The sequence below is a fragment of the Citrobacter sp. TBCS-15 genome, assembly GCF_005280815.1.
Lineage (GTDB): Bacteria > Pseudomonadota > Gammaproteobacteria > Enterobacterales > Enterobacteriaceae > Citrobacter > Citrobacter werkmanii.
On the sequence record NZ_SZWK01000251.1, the window covers coordinates 235,426 to 254,336 of the forward strand.

16 protein-coding genes are annotated in these 18,911 nt (G+C 52.0%); 11 read left to right on the forward strand and 5 right to left on the reverse strand.

Annotated elements, in window-relative coordinates:
- Positions 1-20: 20 nt before the first annotated feature.
- Positions 21-1,343, reverse strand: a complete 1,323-nt coding sequence (xylA, locus tag FDW96_RS13975) for a xylose isomerase (protein WP_042311674.1) — start codon at positions 1,341-1,343, stop codon at positions 21-23.
- Positions 1,344-1,701: 358 nt separating this feature from the next.
- On the opposite strand from xylA, the gene xylR reads away from it, so the two are divergent.
- Positions 1,702-2,880, forward strand: a complete 1,179-nt coding sequence (gene xylR / locus FDW96_RS13980) for a D-xylose utilization transcriptional activator XylR (RefSeq protein ID WP_061380939.1) — start codon at positions 1,702-1,704, stop codon at positions 2,878-2,880.
- 69 nt (positions 2,881-2,949) lie between these two features.
- Here the strand turns inward: xylR and FDW96_RS13985 are convergent, their stop codons facing one another.
- The gene (locus FDW96_RS13985) at positions 2,950-3,774 is read right to left on the reverse strand and encodes a protein bax (RefSeq protein WP_042311671.1); all 825 of its coding nucleotides are present in this window, start codon (positions 3,772-3,774) and stop codon (positions 2,950-2,952) included.
- A 316-nt stretch (positions 3,775-4,090) separates the two neighbouring features.
- On the opposite strand from FDW96_RS13985, the gene malS reads away from it, so the two are divergent.
- Positions 4,091-6,121 (forward strand): alpha-amylase, encoded by a 2,031-nt coding sequence (malS, locus tag FDW96_RS13990; protein WP_137365844.1) that lies wholly within the window; start codon positions 4,091-4,093, stop codon positions 6,119-6,121.
- Positions 6,122-6,297: 176 nt separating this feature from the next.
- Entirely contained in the window at positions 6,298-7,548 is a 1,251-nt protein-coding gene (gene avtA / locus FDW96_RS13995; RefSeq protein ID WP_042311667.1) for a valine--pyruvate transaminase, read from the forward strand.
- A 35-nt stretch (positions 7,549-7,583) separates the two neighbouring features.
- On the opposite strand, the gene FDW96_RS14000 is transcribed toward avtA, so the two are convergent.
- Complete coding sequence (locus FDW96_RS14000; RefSeq protein WP_042311665.1) at positions 7,584-8,057, reverse strand: 4Fe-4S dicluster domain-containing protein; 474 nt, start codon at positions 8,055-8,057, stop codon at positions 7,584-7,586.
- Positions 8,058-8,174: 117 nt separating this feature from the next.
- Entirely contained in the window at positions 8,175-8,990 is an 816-nt protein-coding gene (gene yiaJ / locus FDW96_RS14005) for an IclR family transcriptional regulator YiaJ (protein ID WP_038642923.1), read from the reverse strand.
- Positions 8,991-9,207: 217 nt separating this feature from the next.
- Here yiaJ and yiaK point away from each other — a divergent pair, with 217 nt between their 5' ends.
- The 8 genes from yiaK (at position 9,208) to araD (ending at position 16,781) form a co-directional block, all read left to right on the forward strand.
- The gene (yiaK, locus tag FDW96_RS14010; RefSeq protein WP_137365845.1) at positions 9,208-10,206 is read left to right on the forward strand and encodes a 3-dehydro-L-gulonate 2-dehydrogenase; all 999 of its coding nucleotides are present in this window, start codon (positions 9,208-9,210) and stop codon (positions 10,204-10,206) included.
- 11 nt (positions 10,207-10,217) lie between these two features.
- A complete protein-coding gene (locus FDW96_RS14015) occupies positions 10,218-10,682 on the forward strand; it encodes a YhcH/YjgK/YiaL family protein (protein WP_137365846.1) in 465 nt (154 codons plus the stop codon).
- Positions 10,683-10,695: 13 nt separating this feature from the next.
- Positions 10,696-11,628: a DUF4862 family protein gene (locus FDW96_RS14020; protein WP_079225833.1), complete on the forward strand. Its 933-nt coding sequence runs from the start codon at positions 10,696-10,698 to the stop codon at positions 11,626-11,628.
- Between the two features lie 26 nt (positions 11,629-11,654).
- Positions 11,655-12,974, forward strand: coding sequence for an MFS transporter (locus FDW96_RS14025; RefSeq protein ID WP_061380935.1), 1,320 nt, complete (start codon positions 11,655-11,657; stop codon positions 12,972-12,974).
- A 100-nt stretch (positions 12,975-13,074) separates the two neighbouring features.
- On the forward strand, positions 13,075-14,577 hold the full coding sequence (locus FDW96_RS14030; RefSeq protein WP_042311654.1) for an FGGY-family carbohydrate kinase: 1,503 nt from the start codon (positions 13,075-13,077) through the stop codon (positions 14,575-14,577).
- Entirely contained in the window at positions 14,577-15,239 is a 663-nt protein-coding gene (ulaD, locus tag FDW96_RS14035; protein ID WP_137349119.1) for a 3-keto-L-gulonate-6-phosphate decarboxylase UlaD, read from the forward strand. Before FDW96_RS14030 ends, ulaD begins: the two co-directional genes overlap by 1 nt.
- Positions 15,232-16,092, forward strand: coding sequence for an L-ribulose-5-phosphate 3-epimerase (locus FDW96_RS14040; RefSeq protein ID WP_079225830.1), 861 nt, complete (start codon positions 15,232-15,234; stop codon positions 16,090-16,092). Before ulaD ends, FDW96_RS14040 begins: the two co-directional genes overlap by 8 nt.
- Entirely contained in the window at positions 16,086-16,781 is a 696-nt protein-coding gene (gene araD, locus FDW96_RS14045; protein WP_137349120.1) for an L-ribulose-5-phosphate 4-epimerase, read from the forward strand. Before FDW96_RS14040 ends, araD begins: the two co-directional genes overlap by 7 nt.
- A gap of 40 nt (positions 16,782-16,821) precedes the next feature.
- On the opposite strand, the gene FDW96_RS14050 is transcribed toward araD, so the two are convergent.
- Complete coding sequence (locus tag FDW96_RS14050) at positions 16,822-18,747, reverse strand: methyl-accepting chemotaxis protein (RefSeq protein ID WP_252362874.1); 1,926 nt, start codon at positions 18,745-18,747, stop codon at positions 16,822-16,824.
- Positions 18,748-18,911: the final 164 nt, after the last annotated feature.

Here is an 18,911-nt window from a genome sequence, read left to right on the forward strand (position 1 = left end):
CGGACGTTCTCAGAAACCTGTTATTTGTCGAACAAATAATGGTTTACCAGATTTTCCAGCAGTTCCTGATGACCGCTCTGGTGCACTGGCGCCAGGTTATGTTGTTCAGCGTACTGCGCAATTTCCGTCAGCGTCATCTGCCCTTTCAGAATTTGCTGGCCCAGCTCACCATTCCAACCGGCATAGCGCTTGGCCACGCGCTGATCCAGGCCACCGTCCTCAATCATACGGGCCGCAATTTTCAGCGACAGCGCCATGGTATCCATTGCGCCAATATGACCATAGAACAGATCGTATTTATCGGTGCTCTGACGACGGACTTTGGCGTCGAAGTTCAGACCGCCGGTGGTGAAGCCGCCCGCTTTGAGGATTTCGTACATCACCAACGCATTCTCTTCTACGCTATTCGGGAACTGGTCAGTATCCCATCCCAGTTGTGCGTCACCGCGGTTGGCATCGACAGAGCCAAACAGACCCAGCGCGATAGCAGTGGCGATTTCATGATGGAAAGAGTGACCCGCCAGCGTGGCGTGGTTGGCTTCGATATTCAGTTTGATCTCTTTTTCCAGGCCAAACTGCTTGAGGAACCCGTAAACGGTCGCTGCATCGTAGTCGTACTGGTGTTTGGTTGGTTCCTGTGGCTTCGGCTCGATAAGTAAAGTGCCCTGGAAACCCGTTTTGTGTTTGTGCTCTACCACCAGTTGCATAAAGCGGCCAATCTGTTCACGTTCCTGACGCAGATCGGTATTCAGCAGCGTTTCATAGCCTTCACGACCGCCCCACAAAACATAGTTTTCGCCGCCTAGCTTATGCGTGGCATCCATCGCCGTGACCACCTGCGTGGCAGCCCAACTGAACACTTCCGGATCCGGGTTCGTGGCCGCGCCCGCGCCGTAGCGTGGATTGGTGAAGCAGTTTGCCGTTCCCCACAGCAGCTTGACCCCACTTTGTTCTTGTTTTGCCGCCAGTACATCAACCATCTGCGCAAAGTTGTTTTTGTACTCTTTCAGCGACGCGCCTTCCGGCGAGACATCCACATCATGGAAGCAATAGTAAGGGACGTTCAGTTTGTGAAAGAACTCAAATGCGACATCTGCTTTGCGTTTCGCCAGCGCCAGTGCTTCTCCGGGCTGCTGCCACGGGCGATCGAAAGCGCCCATGCCGAACATATCCGCACCGTTCCAGCAGAATGTATGCCAATAGCAGGCGGCAAAACGCAGATGATCTTCCATGCGTTTGCCCAACACGATTTCGTCAGGGTTGTAATGGCGAAATGCGAGCGGGTTAGTAGATTTAGTCCCTTCAAAACGAACACGATCGAGTTGGTCGAAATAAGCCTGCATAATAAGCTCCATAATCAGGTAATACGGCGAGTAAACTGCGATATAGCTATACTGGAATTTCCTGATTTATTGCTCAATTACGTTATTTCACACCGCCATTAAGAGAATACCCAAACGTGCGCTGGCTCCCAAAAAATCGCATTGAAAAAAGAATTAAAAAAGCGATCGCGATCGAAGGTTCATCATTAAACAAAAAACCGTAATGCGCAGATAAAAAATGGCAATTGTCATCCCGCGTTCAGTATGTGAATTTTGCGTAGAATCAGAAAAATAAAAATTTGTCACGCTTCATCAAGCAGTCGTACCTGCGGTTTTGCTAGTATCGACAGGCCACGTTAACCTTCCAGGACAGGTTCTTATGTTTGATAAACGTCACCGCATCACTCTATTATTTAATGCCAATAAAGCCTACGACCGCCAGGTGGTAGAAGGGGTGGGTGAATATTTACAGGCATCGCAATCAGAGTGGGATATATTCATTGAGGAAGATTTCCGCGCCCGCATAGATAATATCAAAGACTGGTTAGGCGATGGTGTTATTGCTGATTATGACGACGATGACATTGCACAATTACTTGCCGATGTGGATGTTCCTATCATCGGCGTCGGGGGTTCCTACCATGCGGAAAAGGATTATCCGCCGGTACATTACATTGCCACCGATAACCACGCGCTGGTAGAAAGCGCTTTCCTGCATCTGAAAGAAAAAGGGATCAACCGGTTCGCATTCTACGGACTGCCCGCTTCAAGCGGCAAACGCTGGGCCGCTGAACGTGAATATGCGTTTTGCCAACTGGTCGCGAAAGAAAAGTACCGTGGTGTTGTCTATCAGGGACTGGAAACCGCGCCGGAAAACTGGCAGCACGCGCAAAACCGTCTGGCGGACTGGCTGCAGACTCTGCCGCCGCAAACCGGCATTATCGCCGTCACCGACGCGCGAGCGCGGCACGTCCTGCAAGCTTGCGAACACCTGCATATTCCGGTCCCGGAAAAACTGTGCGTGATTGGTATCGACAACGAAGAACTGACCCGTTACCTGTCGCGGGTGGCGCTGTCATCCGTTGCTCAGGGGGCCAGGCAGATGGGGTATCAGGCCGCTAAGCTTTTGCACCGTTTACTGGCGAATGAAGAACTACCGCTGCAACGCATACTGGTCCCTCCAGTGCGCGTCATTGAACGCCGTTCAACTGACTACCGTTCATTGACCGATCCGGCGGTGATACAGGCGATGCACTTTATCCGAAACCATGCCTGCAAAGGCATTAAAGTCGAACAGGTACTGGATGCAGTGGGGATTTCGCGGTCGAACCTGGAGAAACGTTTTAAAGAAGAGGTCGGAGAAACTATCCATGCGGTGATTCATGCCGAAAAGCTGGAAAAAGCGCGCAGCCTGTTGATTTCGACCACGCTTTCAATCAACGAAATTTCACAAATGTGCGGCTATCCATCTTTGCAATACTTCTATTCCGTCTTCAAGAAAGAGTACGACACGACGCCAAAAGAGTATCGCGATGTGAATAGTGAAGTATTGCTATAGAGGGAATTGCCGGATGGCAGCTTCGTCTGATCCGGCCTACAAGATGATTTGTAGACCGGATTACACACGTTACATATGCGCGGCGATTAAGCGCTGGTTATCCTGATACATTGCGAACAGATAGTTGTTGTAGCTCTGTCCCTTAGTGGAATAACCCTTCAGCTTATGGATCATCGCAGTAGCGGTGACTTCCTGATCGGCTTTACGCAGTTGCGCTCGTGACTTACGGAAAGAAGAGTAAGCAGGGTGCGTATTCAGGTTAATGACATAGGCATTGACTGACTCTTTCACTGATTCAAACTGTGAGTAGCCTTTCACCTTACCCGGGGCATTGTTACAACGCCCTTTGCCACATTTCATGCCAAACAGGTTGTTGTTGCTCCGCGCCAGCTTCGATGTCCCCCAGCCGCTTTCAGCCGCAGCCATGGTTGCCACCATACTGGTCGGGATAATGTCTACACGCTCAAGCAGCGTATTCCACGGAATTTTACGCGTGTTACCAGACCAGCTCACCTTGTAGCGCTTGGCGATGTCTTTCATCCGCGTACGCTCTGTCGGCGACCAGCGATTCTGGTACTGTTTTGAAATCAGCCAGTTACGATCCGCCGTAATGGCAGCATTTTGGCTGGTAATATAAGGCATAACCGTCCGGAGAAACGCTTTTTTCCTTGGTGTTCCGGAAGGGTATTTTCGCAAATCAGGAAGTGAACTACTCTTTGCACTATTGCGAGAATACTCTTGTTTACTGCTAACCTGTTTATTACTTGCCTTGATTACCTGGGGCTTGTGACTCGTTGTCGCCGTATGTGTCTTTGCCAGCACCTCACCCGAAAATGCAACGGTGAGTAACATAAGAATCATTGCCCCATATCGTCGAATGGGAGTCAATATCATTAGGTCTCCTGGTCGGATTTATACATTCCAACACCTTATATTTTTCACAAAAATGAGAGATGAATCTCAAATCATATCAAAAATAACGGTCAAGAGCACCCAAAGGAATAGTCCAATTCTGAAACTATGTCACGCGTTAACGATTCGGGGCGCCATTAATTTGATGAAAATGTGGGGGTTATCGCAAAATAAGTTCATTTTTTGCGCGCATTAGCTCACCCTCACTTCTCCTCCTGGCGGAATCAGCTCAAAGGAGGAGTTTCCGGCCTGATTTCACTGGCAAACTGGCGAAAATCGCAGCATCAAGGACAGCATTATGAAACTTGCCGCCGTTGCGCTGGCGCTAATACCCGGAATTGCCATCGCCTCAACATGGACCTCTCAGGGACTTCCCACCTTCGAAGCGGAAGGTACGGGTAAATTCGTCAGCCATGCAGCGTTGACGAAGGGTACTCGTCCTTTAATTCTGAATTTTGACCAACAGTGCTGGCAGCCAGCTGATGCAATAAAACTCAACCAGATGCTGTCGCTCAAACCTTGTGAAGGCGCCCCGCCGCAGTGGCGTTTATTCAAGGACGGCGATTACACGCTGGAAGTCGATACCCGCTCCGGCACGCCAACGCTGATGCTCTCAGTCAAAAGCGCCGCAGACCCCGTCAGTGTCCAAATTCGCCAGTGTCCGAAATGGGATGGTTCGCCATTAACGCTGGACGTCAGTCAGACCTTCCCGGAAGGCGCCGTGGTGCGCGACTACTACAGTAACCAAACGGCGACGGTAAAAAACGGGTCGATTACCCTGCAGCCCGCCGCAACCAGTAACGGATTGTTGCTGCTGGAACGGGCGGAAACCGACGCCCCCGCTGCTTTCGACTGGCATAACGCGACGGTATATTTCGTCCTGACAGACCGCTTTATGAATGGCGATCCGGGCAATGACCACAGCTACGGTCGGCGCAACGACGGTATGCAGGAAATTGGTACCTTCCACGGCGGCGATTTACGCGGTCTTGCCAGCAAACTCGACTATCTGCAACAACTGGGCGTCAATGCGCTATGGATCAGCGCGCCGTTTGAGCAAATCCACGGCTGGGTCGGCGGTGGCACCAAAGGCGATTTTCCCCACTACGCCTATCATGGCTACTACACTCAGGACTGGACCACGCTCGACGCCAATATGGGCAACGAAAACGATCTGCGCGCGCTGGTTGACGGCGCTCACCAGCGCGGCATCCGTGTCCTGTTCGATGTCGTGATGAACCATGCAGGCTACGCCACGCTGGCGGATATGCAGGAATATCAGTTTGGGGCGCTGTACTTATCAGGCGATGAGCTGAAAAACACGCTCGGCGAACGCTGGACGGACTGGAAGCCAGCCGCCGGGCAGAGCTGGCATAGCTTTAATGATTACATCAACTTCAGCGATAAAACCGGCTGGGAAAAATGGTGGGGCAAAAACTGGATCCGCACCGATATTGGCAATTACGACAACCCTGGCTTTGACGACCTGACCATGTCACTGGCTTTTCTGCCCGATCTGAAAACCGAATCCACCACGCCTTCCGGCCTGCCTAATTTTTATCAGCACAAACCAGATACTCACGCCAAAGCTATCGCCGGCTACACGCCCCGTGACTATCTGACCCACTGGCTCAGTCAGTGGGTGCGCGATTACGGAATTGACGGCTTTCGGGTCGATACCGCCAAACACGTTGAGCTGCCCGCCTGGCAGCAGCTCAAAACACAGGCCAGCGCGGCGCTGGTCGAATGGAAGAAAGCCAACCCGGACAAAGCGCTGGATGATAAACCCTTCTGGATGACCGGTGAAGCCTGGGGTCACGGCGTCATGCTAAGCGACTATTATCGTCACGGTTTCGACGCGATGATCAATTTCGACTATCAGGAGCAGGCGGCGAAAGCCGTTGATTGTCTGGCAAATATGGATCTCACCTGGCAGCAGATGGCGGAAAAACTGCAGGGTTTCAACGTCCTGAGCTATCTCTCCTCCCATGATACCCGGCTGTTTCGCGAGGGTGGAGACAAAGCCGCCGAGCTATTGCTACTGGCGCCTGGGGCAGTACAACTGTTTTACGGTGACGAGTCGGCCCGGCCTTTTGGCCCCACGGGTTCCGATCCCTTGCAGGGTACGCGCTCAGAGATGAACTGGCAGGATGTGACCGGGAAATCTGCCGCCAGCGTCGCCCACTGGCAACGTATCAGCCAGTTCAGGGCCAGACATCCCGCCATTGGCGCCGGTAAACAAACCACGCTGACATTGAAGCAGGGATACGGATTCGTCCGTGAACATGGCAACGATAAAGTTATGGTGGTGTGGGCCGGTCAGCACTGATCCTGACGGGCTTCTCGTACTCGCTGATGCGAGAAGCCCAATTCACGATAAAACACCACCCCGACAAAAATCTGCAGCACAAAACATCAATCCAGCCTGATACCCCTGATTTGCACCCCGCCATAGGTAGCGTTATGGTTAGCCACTTTACTACTCAGTTCGACAGACCACCTGCTATGACATTCTCACTTTTTGGCGACAAATTTACCCGCCATTCAGGCATCACACGCCTGATGGAGGACCTCAACGATGGCTTACGCACACCAGGCGCCATCATGCTCGGCGGCGGTAATCCGGCGCAAATCCCAGAGATGAAAAATTACTTTCAGTCTCTGCTGGCAGATATGCTGGAAAACGGCAAAGCCACTGATGCGCTTTGCAATTATGACGGTCCACAAGGTAAAACCGAGCTACTGGCCGAGCTGGCGAAACTGCTACGTGAGAAGCAGGGTTGGGATATCGAGCCACAAAATATTGCACTGACAAATGGCAGTCAGAGCGCATTTTTCTACTTATTCAATCTCTTCGCCGGACGCCGCGCCGACGGAACAACACAAAAAGTGTTGTTCCCATTAGCGCCGGAATATATTGGCTATGCCGATTCCGGGCTGGAAGAAGAACTCTTTGTCTCTGCACGCCCAAACATCGAACTGTTACCAGAAGGACAGTTTAAGTATCACGTTGATTTTGAACATCTGCACATCGGTGAAGAAACGGGGATGATCTGCGTGTCGCGCCCGACTAACCCGACAGGCAACGTGATCACCGACGAAGAGCTGATGAAGCTGGATCGGCTGGCCAACCAGCACGGCATCCCGTTGGTGATCGATAACGCGTATGGCGTACCGTTCCCTGGCATCATTTTTAGCGAAGCGCGACCGCTGTGGAACCCAAACATTGTGCTGTGCATGAGCCTTTCTAAGCTGGGTCTGCCAGGCTCCCGCTGCGGCATCATTATCGCCAATGAAAAAATCATCACCGCCATCACCAATATGAACGGCATTATCAGCCTTGCGCCCGGCGGAATGGGACCAGCGATGATGTGCGAAATGATTAAACGTAACGATCTTCTGCGCCTTTCTGAGACAGTGATCAAACCGTTTTATTACCAACGCGTTCAGCAGACTATTGCGATCATTCGCCGCTATTTACCTGAAGATCGCTGTCTCATCCATAAACCAGAAGGGGCGATTTTCCTGTGGTTATGGTTCAAAGATTTGCCGATCACCACCGAGCTGCTGTATCAGCGCCTGAAAGCGCGCGGCGTGCTGATGGTTCCCGGTGACTACTTCTTCCCGGGGCTGGATAAACCCTGGCCGCATACTCATCAGTGCATGCGCATGAATTACGTTCCAGAGCCGGAGAAAATCGAAGCTGGCGTGAAGATTCTGGCGGAAGAGATCGAGCGCGCCTGGCTGGAAGGCTAACGCAAATCCCGACCCGAGCGTGGGTCGGGATCGCTTCACAGCGGCTGTGAACGCAGACGCTGTCGCTGCATACTGACAGCATCAATACACTGCAAGGCATTGGTCGGGCAGGCTTCTACACATGCAGGTCCCGTCTCGCGATGCCAGCACAAATCACATTTTATCGCCTGCGCCCGTGCCGTTCGTGCGACAACATTCATCGCCCCAAACGGACATGCGATCATGCAGCTTTTACAGCCAATACACTGCGCCTGTTCAACGAAGATATGCCCATGTTCACGACGAATAGCGTGCGTTGGGCACACATTAGCGCAGGGAGCATCTTCGCACTGATGACAGGCTACTGCCGTCGTAAAGGCATCGTCTTTAATCACCCGAATCCGCGGGATAAACGCCGCGGAGGAGACCGATGCGCAATCCTGATTTTCCTGATGTGCGACAACGCAGGCAACTTCGCAGGTACGACACCCAATACATTTTGCCGCATCCGCCATAATAAACTCGTTCATTGCCCCCTCCGTCAGAGTGAAAACCACAGATTGCCAGAGAGAGACTCCCTGCTGCCTTGATCGGACAGGGGAAACGGTTAAATTTTGTCAGGTGACTGAACGACGCCAGGCATGCGCCTAATCGCGAACGGTAAAGCCCAGCTCATTGGAAATTGCCTGAGCGGTTTCGCGCAGCGGCTTAAGTAAATTCTTTTCCCCTACCTGCTTCAGACGTGAGGTAGAAAGTGAAATCGACACCGAATACGGCACCCGACCGTGAATATCAAACACCGGCACGGCAATACAGGAAACCCCCAGCTCGTTCTCTTCTCGATCCATCGCCATACTGCTTTCGCGGATTTGCGCCAGTTCGTCATACATCGCCGGTAAACCGGTAATGGTATTGCGGGTCAGAGGCTGAATCAGATCCTGATGGCTCTCCCAGTAGGACGCCACGTAATCCGCATGCCCAAACGCCATATAGATTTTGCCCATCGCGGAGCAGTACAGCGGCATATGCTGGCCGATATAGGCGCGGGTACGCAGCATGCCCGTTGTCGGCTCGAGCTTATAGATCAAAATAGCGTGGTCATCTTCACGGCTGGAGAAGTTGATGGTTTCGCCGGTGGCAATATTCAGCGCTTCAAGGTGCGGCGCGGCGACATGGATGATATTCAGTGACGACAGCGCCTTCTGCCCAACGGCGATAAATTTAGTGGTCAGCCGATAGCTGCCCGCAGCGGGTGCGGGTGTGACATAGCCGCAGGACTGCAATCCTTGCAGGAGTCGATGCACGGTACTTTTGTTCAGCCCCGCCAGTTCAGACAGGTGGGCCAGCGGGCACCCATTCGGATAGTTGCTCAGGATCTCAATCAACATCAAACCACGGAACAGGCTCTGACTTCCGGCTGGCCTCTCTTTGTCTTGCGTCATTTCACTCTCTTTTGTGCCCATTTTTTCCGCTCCCCTTTTCGTCGCGCTCTGATGGTAGCGCAAAGTGTGTTTCAGTTCACGATCTGAACCAAAAAAACACAACTATTTGATTTTGCAGATTTTAAAAAACAGGCCACCCCGTTGATCTGTTAAATTTTGATCGCTATATTTGAAATCAGATTTCGCATAGTGAAATTTAGAGATAAAAAAGCGATCAAATTTAAACAAGGAAACAGGAATGAAAGTCACCTTTGAACAGTTAAAAGATGCGTTCAATCGGGTACTGCTGGCACGCGGTATCGCCGTTGAAACCGCCGATGCCTGTGCCGAAATGTTCGCGCGCACCACCGAATCCGGCGTCTATTCGCATGGCGTCAACCGTTTTCCCCGCTTCATTCAACAACTGGATAACGGCGACATCATTCCTGAAGCCAAACCACTGCGCATCACCAGCCTGGGGGCGATTGAGCAATGGGATGCCCAGCGTTCGATCGGCAACCTGACGGCGAAAAAGATGATGGACCGAGCCATTGAGCTGGCCTCCGATCACGGTATTGGTCTGGTGGCGCTGCGTAACGCCAACCACTGGATGCGTGGCGGCAGCTATGGCTGGCAGGCCGCGGAGAAAGGGTACATTGGTATCTGCTGGACCAACTCAATTGCCGTCATGCCGCCGTGGGGTTCGAAGGAGTGCCGCATTGGTACTAACCCGCTGATTGTCGCCATCCCCTCCACGCCAATCACCATGGTTGATATGTCGATGTCGATGTTCTCCTACGGCATGCTGGAAGTGAATCGCCTGGCCGGTCGCGAACTGCCGGTAGACGGTGGCTTTGACGATGAAGGCAATCTCACCAAAGAGCCTGGCATTATCGAAAAAAATCGTCGCATTCTGCCAATGGGTTACTGGAAAGGTTCAGGTCTGTCGATTGTGCTGGATATGATTGCCACCCTGCTTTCTGACGGCTCTTCCGTTGCGGAGGTCACTCAGGATAACAGCGACGAATATGGCGTTTCGCAGATTTTCATCGCCATTGAAGTGGATAAGCTGATCGATGGCGCCACGCGCGATGCCAAACTACAGCGGATTATGGATTTCATCACCACCGCCGAACGCGCGGATGAAAACACGCCTGTTCGTCTGCCAGGCCACGAGTTTACAAAGCTACTGGAAGAAAATCGCCGTAACGGTATCACCGTTGATGACAGCGTCTGGGCAAAAATTCAGGCGCTGTAAGGAGCAACACCATGATCTTTGGACATATCTCTCAGCCTAACCCGTGTCGTTTGCCCGTGGCGATTGAAAGGGCGCTCGATTTCCTGCGCACCACGGATTTCCGCAAACTTGAGCCGGGCGTGGTGGAGATAGAAGGTAAAAATATCTTCGCACAAATTATCGATTTAACCACGCGTGACGCTGCCGAAAATCGCCCTGAAGTACATCGCCGCTATCTGGATATTCAGTTTTTAGCCTGGGGTGAAGAAAAAATCGGTATCGCCATTGATACCGGAAATAACCAAATCAGCGAATCGTTATTAGAACAGCGCGATATTATTTTTTATCACGCCAGCGAACATGAATCTTTTATTGAAATGATTCCGGGAAGTTATGCCATATTTTTCCCGCAGGATGTTCATCGTCCAGCATGTCATAAAACTGTCGCCACGCCGATCCGCAAAATAGTCGTGAAGGTTGCTATTTCAGTTTTATAAAAGGAGCACAAAAATGAAAGCTAACACTACCGGTTATATTATCGGTGCGTACCCTTGTGCACCCTCATTTCACCAAAAGAGTGAAGAGGAAGAGAAGGACTTCTGGCGTCAACTCTCCGATACCCCGGATATTCGCGGACTGGAGCAGCCCTGCCTTGAGCATCTGCATCCGTTAGGTGACGAGTGGTTATTGCGCCATACGCCAGGCGAGTGGCAAATCGTGGTCACAGCGATTATGGAGACCATGCGCCGTCGTGGTAACAATAGCGGTTTTGGGCTGGCCTCCAGCAACGAAGAGCAGCGTCAGGCCTGTGTGGCGTATTACCGCCATCTGCACCAGAAAATCAACCATATTAATGCGGCCAGTGCCGGGAAAATAATCGCCCTTGAACTGCATGCCGCTCCACTGGCAAGCACCCCAAATGTCGCTCAGGCCACCGACGCGTTTGCCCGTTCGCTCCAGGAAATTACCCGTTGGGACTGGTCCTGCGATCTGGTACTGGAACATTGCGATGCTATGACTGGCCCCGCACCACGCAAAGGATTTTTGCCGTTAGAAAACGTACTGGACGCGATCGCCGGTTACGACATCAGCGTGTGTATTAACTGGGCGCGATCGGCGATTGAAGGGCAGGACCTCGCCCTACCGCTGGCCCACACGCAGCAGGCCAAACGGGCCGGGAAACTGGGCGCGCTGATGTTCTCCGGCACGACGCTGACAGGAGAATACGGCGAGTGGCAGGACCTTCACGCACCATTTGCCCCTTTCTGTCCGCAGAGCCTGATGACCACGGACCATGCCCGCGAATTATTCGCCTGCGCAGGAAGCGATCCATTGCAGTTTGCCGGTATTAAATTGCTGGAAATAAATGCCAATGCAGATGTGAACCATCGCGTAGCGATATTACGCGACGGCATCGCTGCATTAAACAAAGCAAAACTATAAAAATACGACCCTACGAGAATATTAATATGAACATGACCTCTCGCCCTACACTCAAAGATATACCCCGTCAGCGCTGGCTGCGGATTATTCCCCCGATTTTGATCGCTTGTATTATCTCTTATATGGACCGCGTTAATATCGCATTTGCGATGCCCGGCGGCATGGATGAAGAATTAGGTATTTCCGCCACCATGGCCGGTCTGGCTGGCGGGATTTTCTTCATCGGTTATCTGTTTTTACAGGTTCCCGGCGGAAAAATTGCCGTACACGGCAGCGGCAAGAAATTTATCGGCTGGTCGCTGGTTGCCTGGGCGGTTATTTCCGTACTGACGGGATTGATCACTAATCAGTATCAACTGCTGGTTTTGCGTTTCTTACTCGGCGTGGCCGAAGGCGGCATGCTGCCGGTGGTGCTGACGATGATCAGTAACTGGTTCCCCGACGCCGAACGCGGTCGCGCCAATGCGATTGTGATTATGTTCGTGCCTATTGCCGGGATCATTACCGCCCCGCTCTCAGGCTGGATAATCACCGTACTCGACTGGCGCTGGCTGTTCATCATTGAAGGTTTACTCTCCGTCGTCGTTCTGGTGCTGTGGGCCTATACCGTTTACGACCGTCCGCAGGAAGCGCGCTGGATCTCTGAGGAGGAGAAAAATTACCTGGTAGAAACCCTGGCCGCCGAGCAAAAAGCGATTGCCGGAACAGAGGTCAAAAATGCCTCTCTGGGCGCGGTGCTGTCCGACAAAACCATGTGGCAACTTATCGCGCTGAACTTCTTCTATCAGACCGGGATTTACGGTTACACCCTGTGGCTGCCGACCATCCTCAAAGAGTTGACCCACAGCAGCATGGGGCAAGTTGGCATGCTCGCTATTCTGCCGTACGTCGGCGCGATTGCCGGGATGTTCCTGTTCTCTTCCCTCTCTGACCGGACCGGCAAACGCAAGCTGTTCGTCTGCCTGCCGCTGATTGGCTTTGCCCTGTGCATGTTCCTCTCTGTAGCACTGAAAAATAACGTCTGGCTGGCTTATGCCGCACTGGTTGGCTGCGGATTCTTCCTGCAATCGGCTGCAGGCGTGTTCTGGACTATTCCGGCGCGTTTGTTCAGCGCGGAAATGGCCGGTGGCGCACGTGGGGTCATCAATGCGTTGGGTAACCTCGGCGGTTTCTGCGGTCCTTACGCGGTCGGCGTACTTATCACCCTGTACAGCAAAGATGCAGGCGTTTACTGCCTGGCCGTCTCACTGGCTCTGGCCGCGCTGATGGCGCTGCTGCTGCCAGCGAAATGCGACGCGGGTTCCGCGCCGCTCAAAACACTGAACCCACATAAACGCACGGCGTAAAACAATGCCCGGGGGCGCTGCGCTTACCGGGCCTACAAAATCAATAAATACCCAAGGCCGGATACGCGCAGCGCCATCCGGCAAAAATGAGATAACAAAGATGAGTGATAGAGAGACCTTTTGGCTGGGGATCGATTGTGGCGGTACCTATCTGAAAGCCGGTTTGTATGATGCCAAAGGTCATGAGCATGGAATTAACCGGCAATCGTTGCAGACCGTATCGCCATTACCGGGTTACGCCGAACGCGATATGCACCAATTGTGGCAACAGTGTGTTGCCACCATTGCCGGGCTGTTGAAGCGCACTGGCGTATCCGGTGAACAAATCAAAGGCATCGGTATTTCCGCTCAGGGCAAGGGACTGTTCCTTCTCGATAAACAGGATAAGCCGCTGGGCAATGCCATTCTCTCTTCCGACCGACGTGCGATGGGCATCGTTCAGCGCTGGCAGCAGGATGGGATCCCCGAGCAGCTCTACCCGATCACTCGCCAGACATTGTGGACCGGACATCCCGCATCCCTCCTGCGCTGGGTGAAAGAAAATGAACCGCAACGCTACGCGCAAATCGGCAGCGTCATGATGGGCCATGACTACCTGCGCTGGTGCTTAACCGGCGTGAAAGGCTGCGAAGAGAGCAACATCTCTGAGTCCAACCTCTACAACATGACGACAGGCCAGTACGACCCGCGTCTGACCCAGTGGCTGGGCATCAGTGAAGTCGACAATGCGCTACCGCCTATTGTCGGTTCAGCAGAAATATGCGGGGAAATCACCGCTCAAACAGCCGCCATAACCGGTCTGGCGGCGGGTACTCCCGTCGTCGGCGGTCTGTTTGATGTGGTTTCCACCGCACTCTGCGCCGGGATCGAAGATGAACACACCCTCAACGCGGTGATGGGAACCTGGGCCGTCACCAGCGGGATCGCTCACGGCCTGCGCAACCACGAAGCGCATCCTTACGTCTATGGCCGCTATGTCAATGATGGGCAGTACATCGTTCACGAAGCCAGCCCGACCTCTTCCGGCAATCTGGAGTGGTTTACCGCCCAGTGGGGCGAACTCTCTTTCGATGAGATCAACCAGGCCGTTGCCAGCTTGCCAAAAGCCAGTAGCGATCTTTTATTCCTGCCTTTTTTGTATGGCAGTAACGCCGGGATGGAGATGACCAGCGGTTTTTATGGCATGCAGGCTATACACACCCGTGCCTACTTGTTACAGGCCATCTACGAAGGCGTGGTTTTCAGCCATATGACCCACCTCAACCGTATGCGTGAGCGCTTTACCAAGGCGCATACCCTGCGCGTTACCGGTGGTCCGGCGCATTCCAACGTCTGGATGCAAATGCTGGCGGACGTCAGCGGTTTACGTATCGAACTGCCTCAGGTTGAAGAGACAGGCTGCTTTGGCGCAGCGCTCGCCGCCCGCGTAGGCACCGGTGTTTATCACAATTTCAGCGATGCCCAGCGCAGCTTACAGCACCCGGTACGAACCCTGTTGCCGGACGCCGCGGCGCATGCGAACTATCAGCGCAAATACCGCCAATACCAGAATTTAATTACCGCACTGCAGGGCTATCACGCCCGTATTAAGGAGCACGAATAATGAGTCGACCATTACTGCAACTGGCGCTTGACCACACGAATCTGCAAGCGGCCCAACGCGATGTCGCGCTGCTACAGGAAAGTGTCGATATCGTTGAGGCAGGCACTATTCTCTGCTTAACCGAAGGCCTTTCCGCCGTGAAAGCGCTGCGAGCACAGTGCCCGAATAAAATCATCGTCGCCGACTGGAAGGTGGCCGATGCGGGCGAAACTCTCGCACAGCAGGCGTTTGACGCAGGCGCCAACTGGATGACCATCATCTGCGCCGCACCGCTCGCTACGGTGGAAAAAGGCCATGGCGTCGCGCAATCCTGCGACGGCGAAATTCAGATGGAACTGTTCGGCAACTGGACCCTGGATGATGCCCGCGACTGGTATCGCGTCGGCGTTCGCCAGGCAATTTATCACCGTGGACGCGATGCGCAGGCCAGCGGTCAACAGTGGGGAGAAGCGGACCTGGCGCGGATGAAGGCGCTTTCTGATATCGGTCTGGAGCTGTCAATTACCGGTGGAATTACGCCCGCCGACCTGCCGCTGTTTCGCGACATCAACGTCAAAGCCTTTATCGCTGGACGCGCGCTGGCGGGAGCACAAAACCCGGCGCAGGTGGCCGCCGAATTCCATGCGCAAATCGACGCCATCTGGGGAGCAAAATATGCGTAACCATCCGTTAGGTATCTATGAAAAAGCGCTGGCCAAAGACCTCACCTGGCCGGAGCGGTTAGTGCTGGCGAAAAGCTGCGGTTTTGATTTCGTTGAAATGTCGGTAGATGAAACCGATGAACGTCTGTCGCGCCTTGACTGGACTCCTGCCCAGCGCGCATCGCTGGTGAGCGCGATGCTGGAAACCGGCGTGGCCATTCCTTCTATGTGTCTGTCGGCCCACCGCCGTTTTCCCTTTGGCAGTCGCGATGAAGCCGTCCGCGCCCGGGCACGCGACATCATGACCAAAGCCATCCGCCTGGCCCGGGATTTAGGTATTCGCACAATTCAACTGGCCGGTTACGACGTCTATTACGAAGAACATGACGAAGGTACACAGCAGCGCTTTGCCGAGGGGCTGGCATGGGCAGTTGAGCAAGCCGCCGCCGCGCAGGTGATGCTGGCGGTAGAAATTATGGATACCGCATTTATGAACTCGATCAGCAAGTGGAAAAAGTGGGATGACATGCTCTCATCGCCGTGGTTCACCGTCTACCCGGACGTAGGCAACCTCAGCGCATGGGGTAATGACGTTACGGCTGAATTGACGTTGGGCATCGACCGTATCGCCGCGATCCATCTGAAGGACACGCTGCCGGTAACCGAAACTCATCCGGGCCAGTTTCGCGATGTCCCCTTTGGCGAAGGATGTGTGGACTTTGTGGGCATCTTCAAAACGCTGCATCAATTGAACTATCGCGGATCGTTTCTGATTGAAATGTGGACGGAAAAAGCAAAAGAACCGGTGCTGGAAATTATCCAGGCCCGACGCTGGATAGAAGACCGTATGCAGGAAGGAGGTTTCCCATGTTAGAACAACTGAAAGCCGAGGTACTGGCGGCGAATCTGGCGCTGCCGGCACATGGTTTAGTCACCTTTACCTGGGGTAACGTCAGCGCAGTAGATGAAACACGCAAGCTGATGGTGATCAAGCCATCCGGCGTGGAATATGACGTGATGACCGCCGATGATATGGTGGTGGTGGATATCGCCAGCGGCAACGTGGTTGAAGGCAGTAAAAAACCCTCTTCCGACACGCCAACTCATCTGGCGCTGTATCGCCGTTACCCTGAGATCGGCGGCATTGTGCACACGCACTCACGCCACGCGACAATCTGGTCGCAAGCGGGTCTTGATCTCCCGGCATGGGGCACCACGCATGCCGACTACTTTTACGGCACGATCCCATGTACCCGACTGATGACCATGGAAGAGATCATCGGTGAATATGAATACCAGACCGGCGAAGTGATCATTAAAACGTTTGAGCAACGGGACCTGAACCCGATGCAGGTTCCGGCGGTACTGGTGCATTCACACGGCCCGTTCGCCTGGGGTAAAAACGCCGCGGATGCTGTGCATAACGCAGTGGTACTTGAGGAGTGCGCCTATATGGGGCTGTTCTCACGCCAGTTGGCCCCGCAGTTACCGGATATGCAGCCTGAGTTACTGGATAAACACTATCTACGTAAACATGGCGCGAATGCCTATTACGGGCAGTAGCATAAGTGATAGCCGCTGCCAGTTAGCAGCGGCTAATTATTTAGAATTTAACCCAATTATTGTGATTACTTTCCTGCTTCACAGCTTCTACACTCATTTTTCGAATGCCCATTAGAGTCTGTGGGATGTTATTATATTCATGTGATACGTGGAAAACAGAAATAGCCTCTTCAAGCTTAAGCGCCTGTTCCTCTAACGAACTCGCTGCTGCAGAGGACTCCTCAACCAACGCCGCATTTTGTTGTGTAGTCGTATCCATTTCCGTCATTGCCTGAGCAATTTGAGTAACACCCCAACTTTGCTCACTGGTTGCCAGTGCAATATCCGCCATAATATCGCGCATCCGAATGACTGATTGCTCAATATCCGCAATCGCAATCCCCGAACGTTCAACCAATGCAAAACCGGAATCAACCTGTTTAACCGAATCAGTGATCAATTCCTCAATCTCTTTAGCTGATTGCGCGCTGCGCTGGGCAAGATTACGAACCTCTCCTGCAACAACTGCAAACCCTTTCCCCTGCTCCCCAGCGCGTGCTGCTTCAACGGCAGCATTCAACGCCAGAATATTCGTCTGAAAAGCGATCCCATTAATTACAGAGGTAATTTCCGAAATACGGTGTGAGCTAGTTCGGACGTTTTTCATTGATTCAATAACAACCTGAGAAATTTGGCATCCTTCATTGGCTTTTTTCGCTGCAAGTTCAGACAGCTTTAGCGCATCGTTGGCATTTGCTGCATTAAGTGCAATAGTTGAAGTTAATTCTTCCATACTCGCCGCAGTTTCAACCACAGCAGCCGCTTGTTCTTCTGTACGAGAAGATAAATCAATATTTCCCGATGCTATCTCTGATGAAGAGCGTGCGACACTATCTACACCTTCTCTCACGTCATGAATAATCGTTTTCAGATTGTTATTCATTGTATATATCGACTGCATTAATGAACCCAGTTCATCGCGTCGTTCAGTCTTAAGATCGTGAGTCAGATCCCCTTTGGCAATCTGTTCTGCCAAACGTAAAGTATCCTGAATTGGCAACGTTATCGAGCGCGTAATCAGCCATGCCAATAAAATCCCGATACCAATTCCCACTAAAGCCACAATCTCCATTTGCCATTCAACCGTAGTAGAAACTTCCACCACCCTTTGTTGCATAAGCGCATTAATATCATGAATTCCGTGCGCTAATTCAGCCGCATTTTTTGCCAGCTTACTGGATACTTCAAGCACCTCATTATTTAATTGGCGATAAGGCACAATATCACTGGCGTAACCTTTTATTTCCTTAATAATATTGTCAAGATAGGATTGCCTCTCGCTTGATAATAATGATTTGAATCGCTCGCCAAGAGCCAGACTTTCATCAATACGGGTTTGTAGCGTATGCAATTTATTTTCTGTCGGTGACTTCAAATATTCACTGAGCAATGTATCCAAATCACTCATCGCAAAACTAAATTGAGATATCATCATCCCGAGTTCTGGCTGCAAAGCTATATCATAGCTCCAGCGGTTTAAGCTCGTTGATTTAGTGTAAAAATCCTGACTATCAAGCCGTTGTTGCATTGCTACCTTTTTCGTCATTAATGAGTCAAACACTTCCCAATCTTCGAAACAATTTTTCAGTGCGCGTTTGCTTCGATTAAGAATATCCAAACCACTTTCAGACCATGTGAAAGCAAACAAATTTTCAAGATGCTGTGACAATTGCGCCATAGCAACCTTATTTTGTTTAACATAAGCGGCTTCTCCAGATAACTCATAGCTAATTCGGCTAAGTTTTGCTGCTGCCAAACTTTCGAGGAGTTTGATACTAACTGCATTTTTATCAACACGCTCCTGGATGTGCCTTAAGCCAAACAATCCTGAAGCCATAATAGAAATCATGATGATAAACATCGCAGAAAAACCTAATAGCATCTTTTTATTTAATTTTAAATTTAGAAAAAAGTACTTTATTTTCATATTTATGCCATCCAGTAGAAATGCCCAGAGAAGTGATTAATATTTTCCACTTGATACAGAAACCGGAGTAAGAAATGTTTATCCTGTAAAAAGATCCTGGGCATTACTGCCCAGGATAATATTTCGGAGGCGACATCACGCTCACGAAAAAAACTTTCCACAGG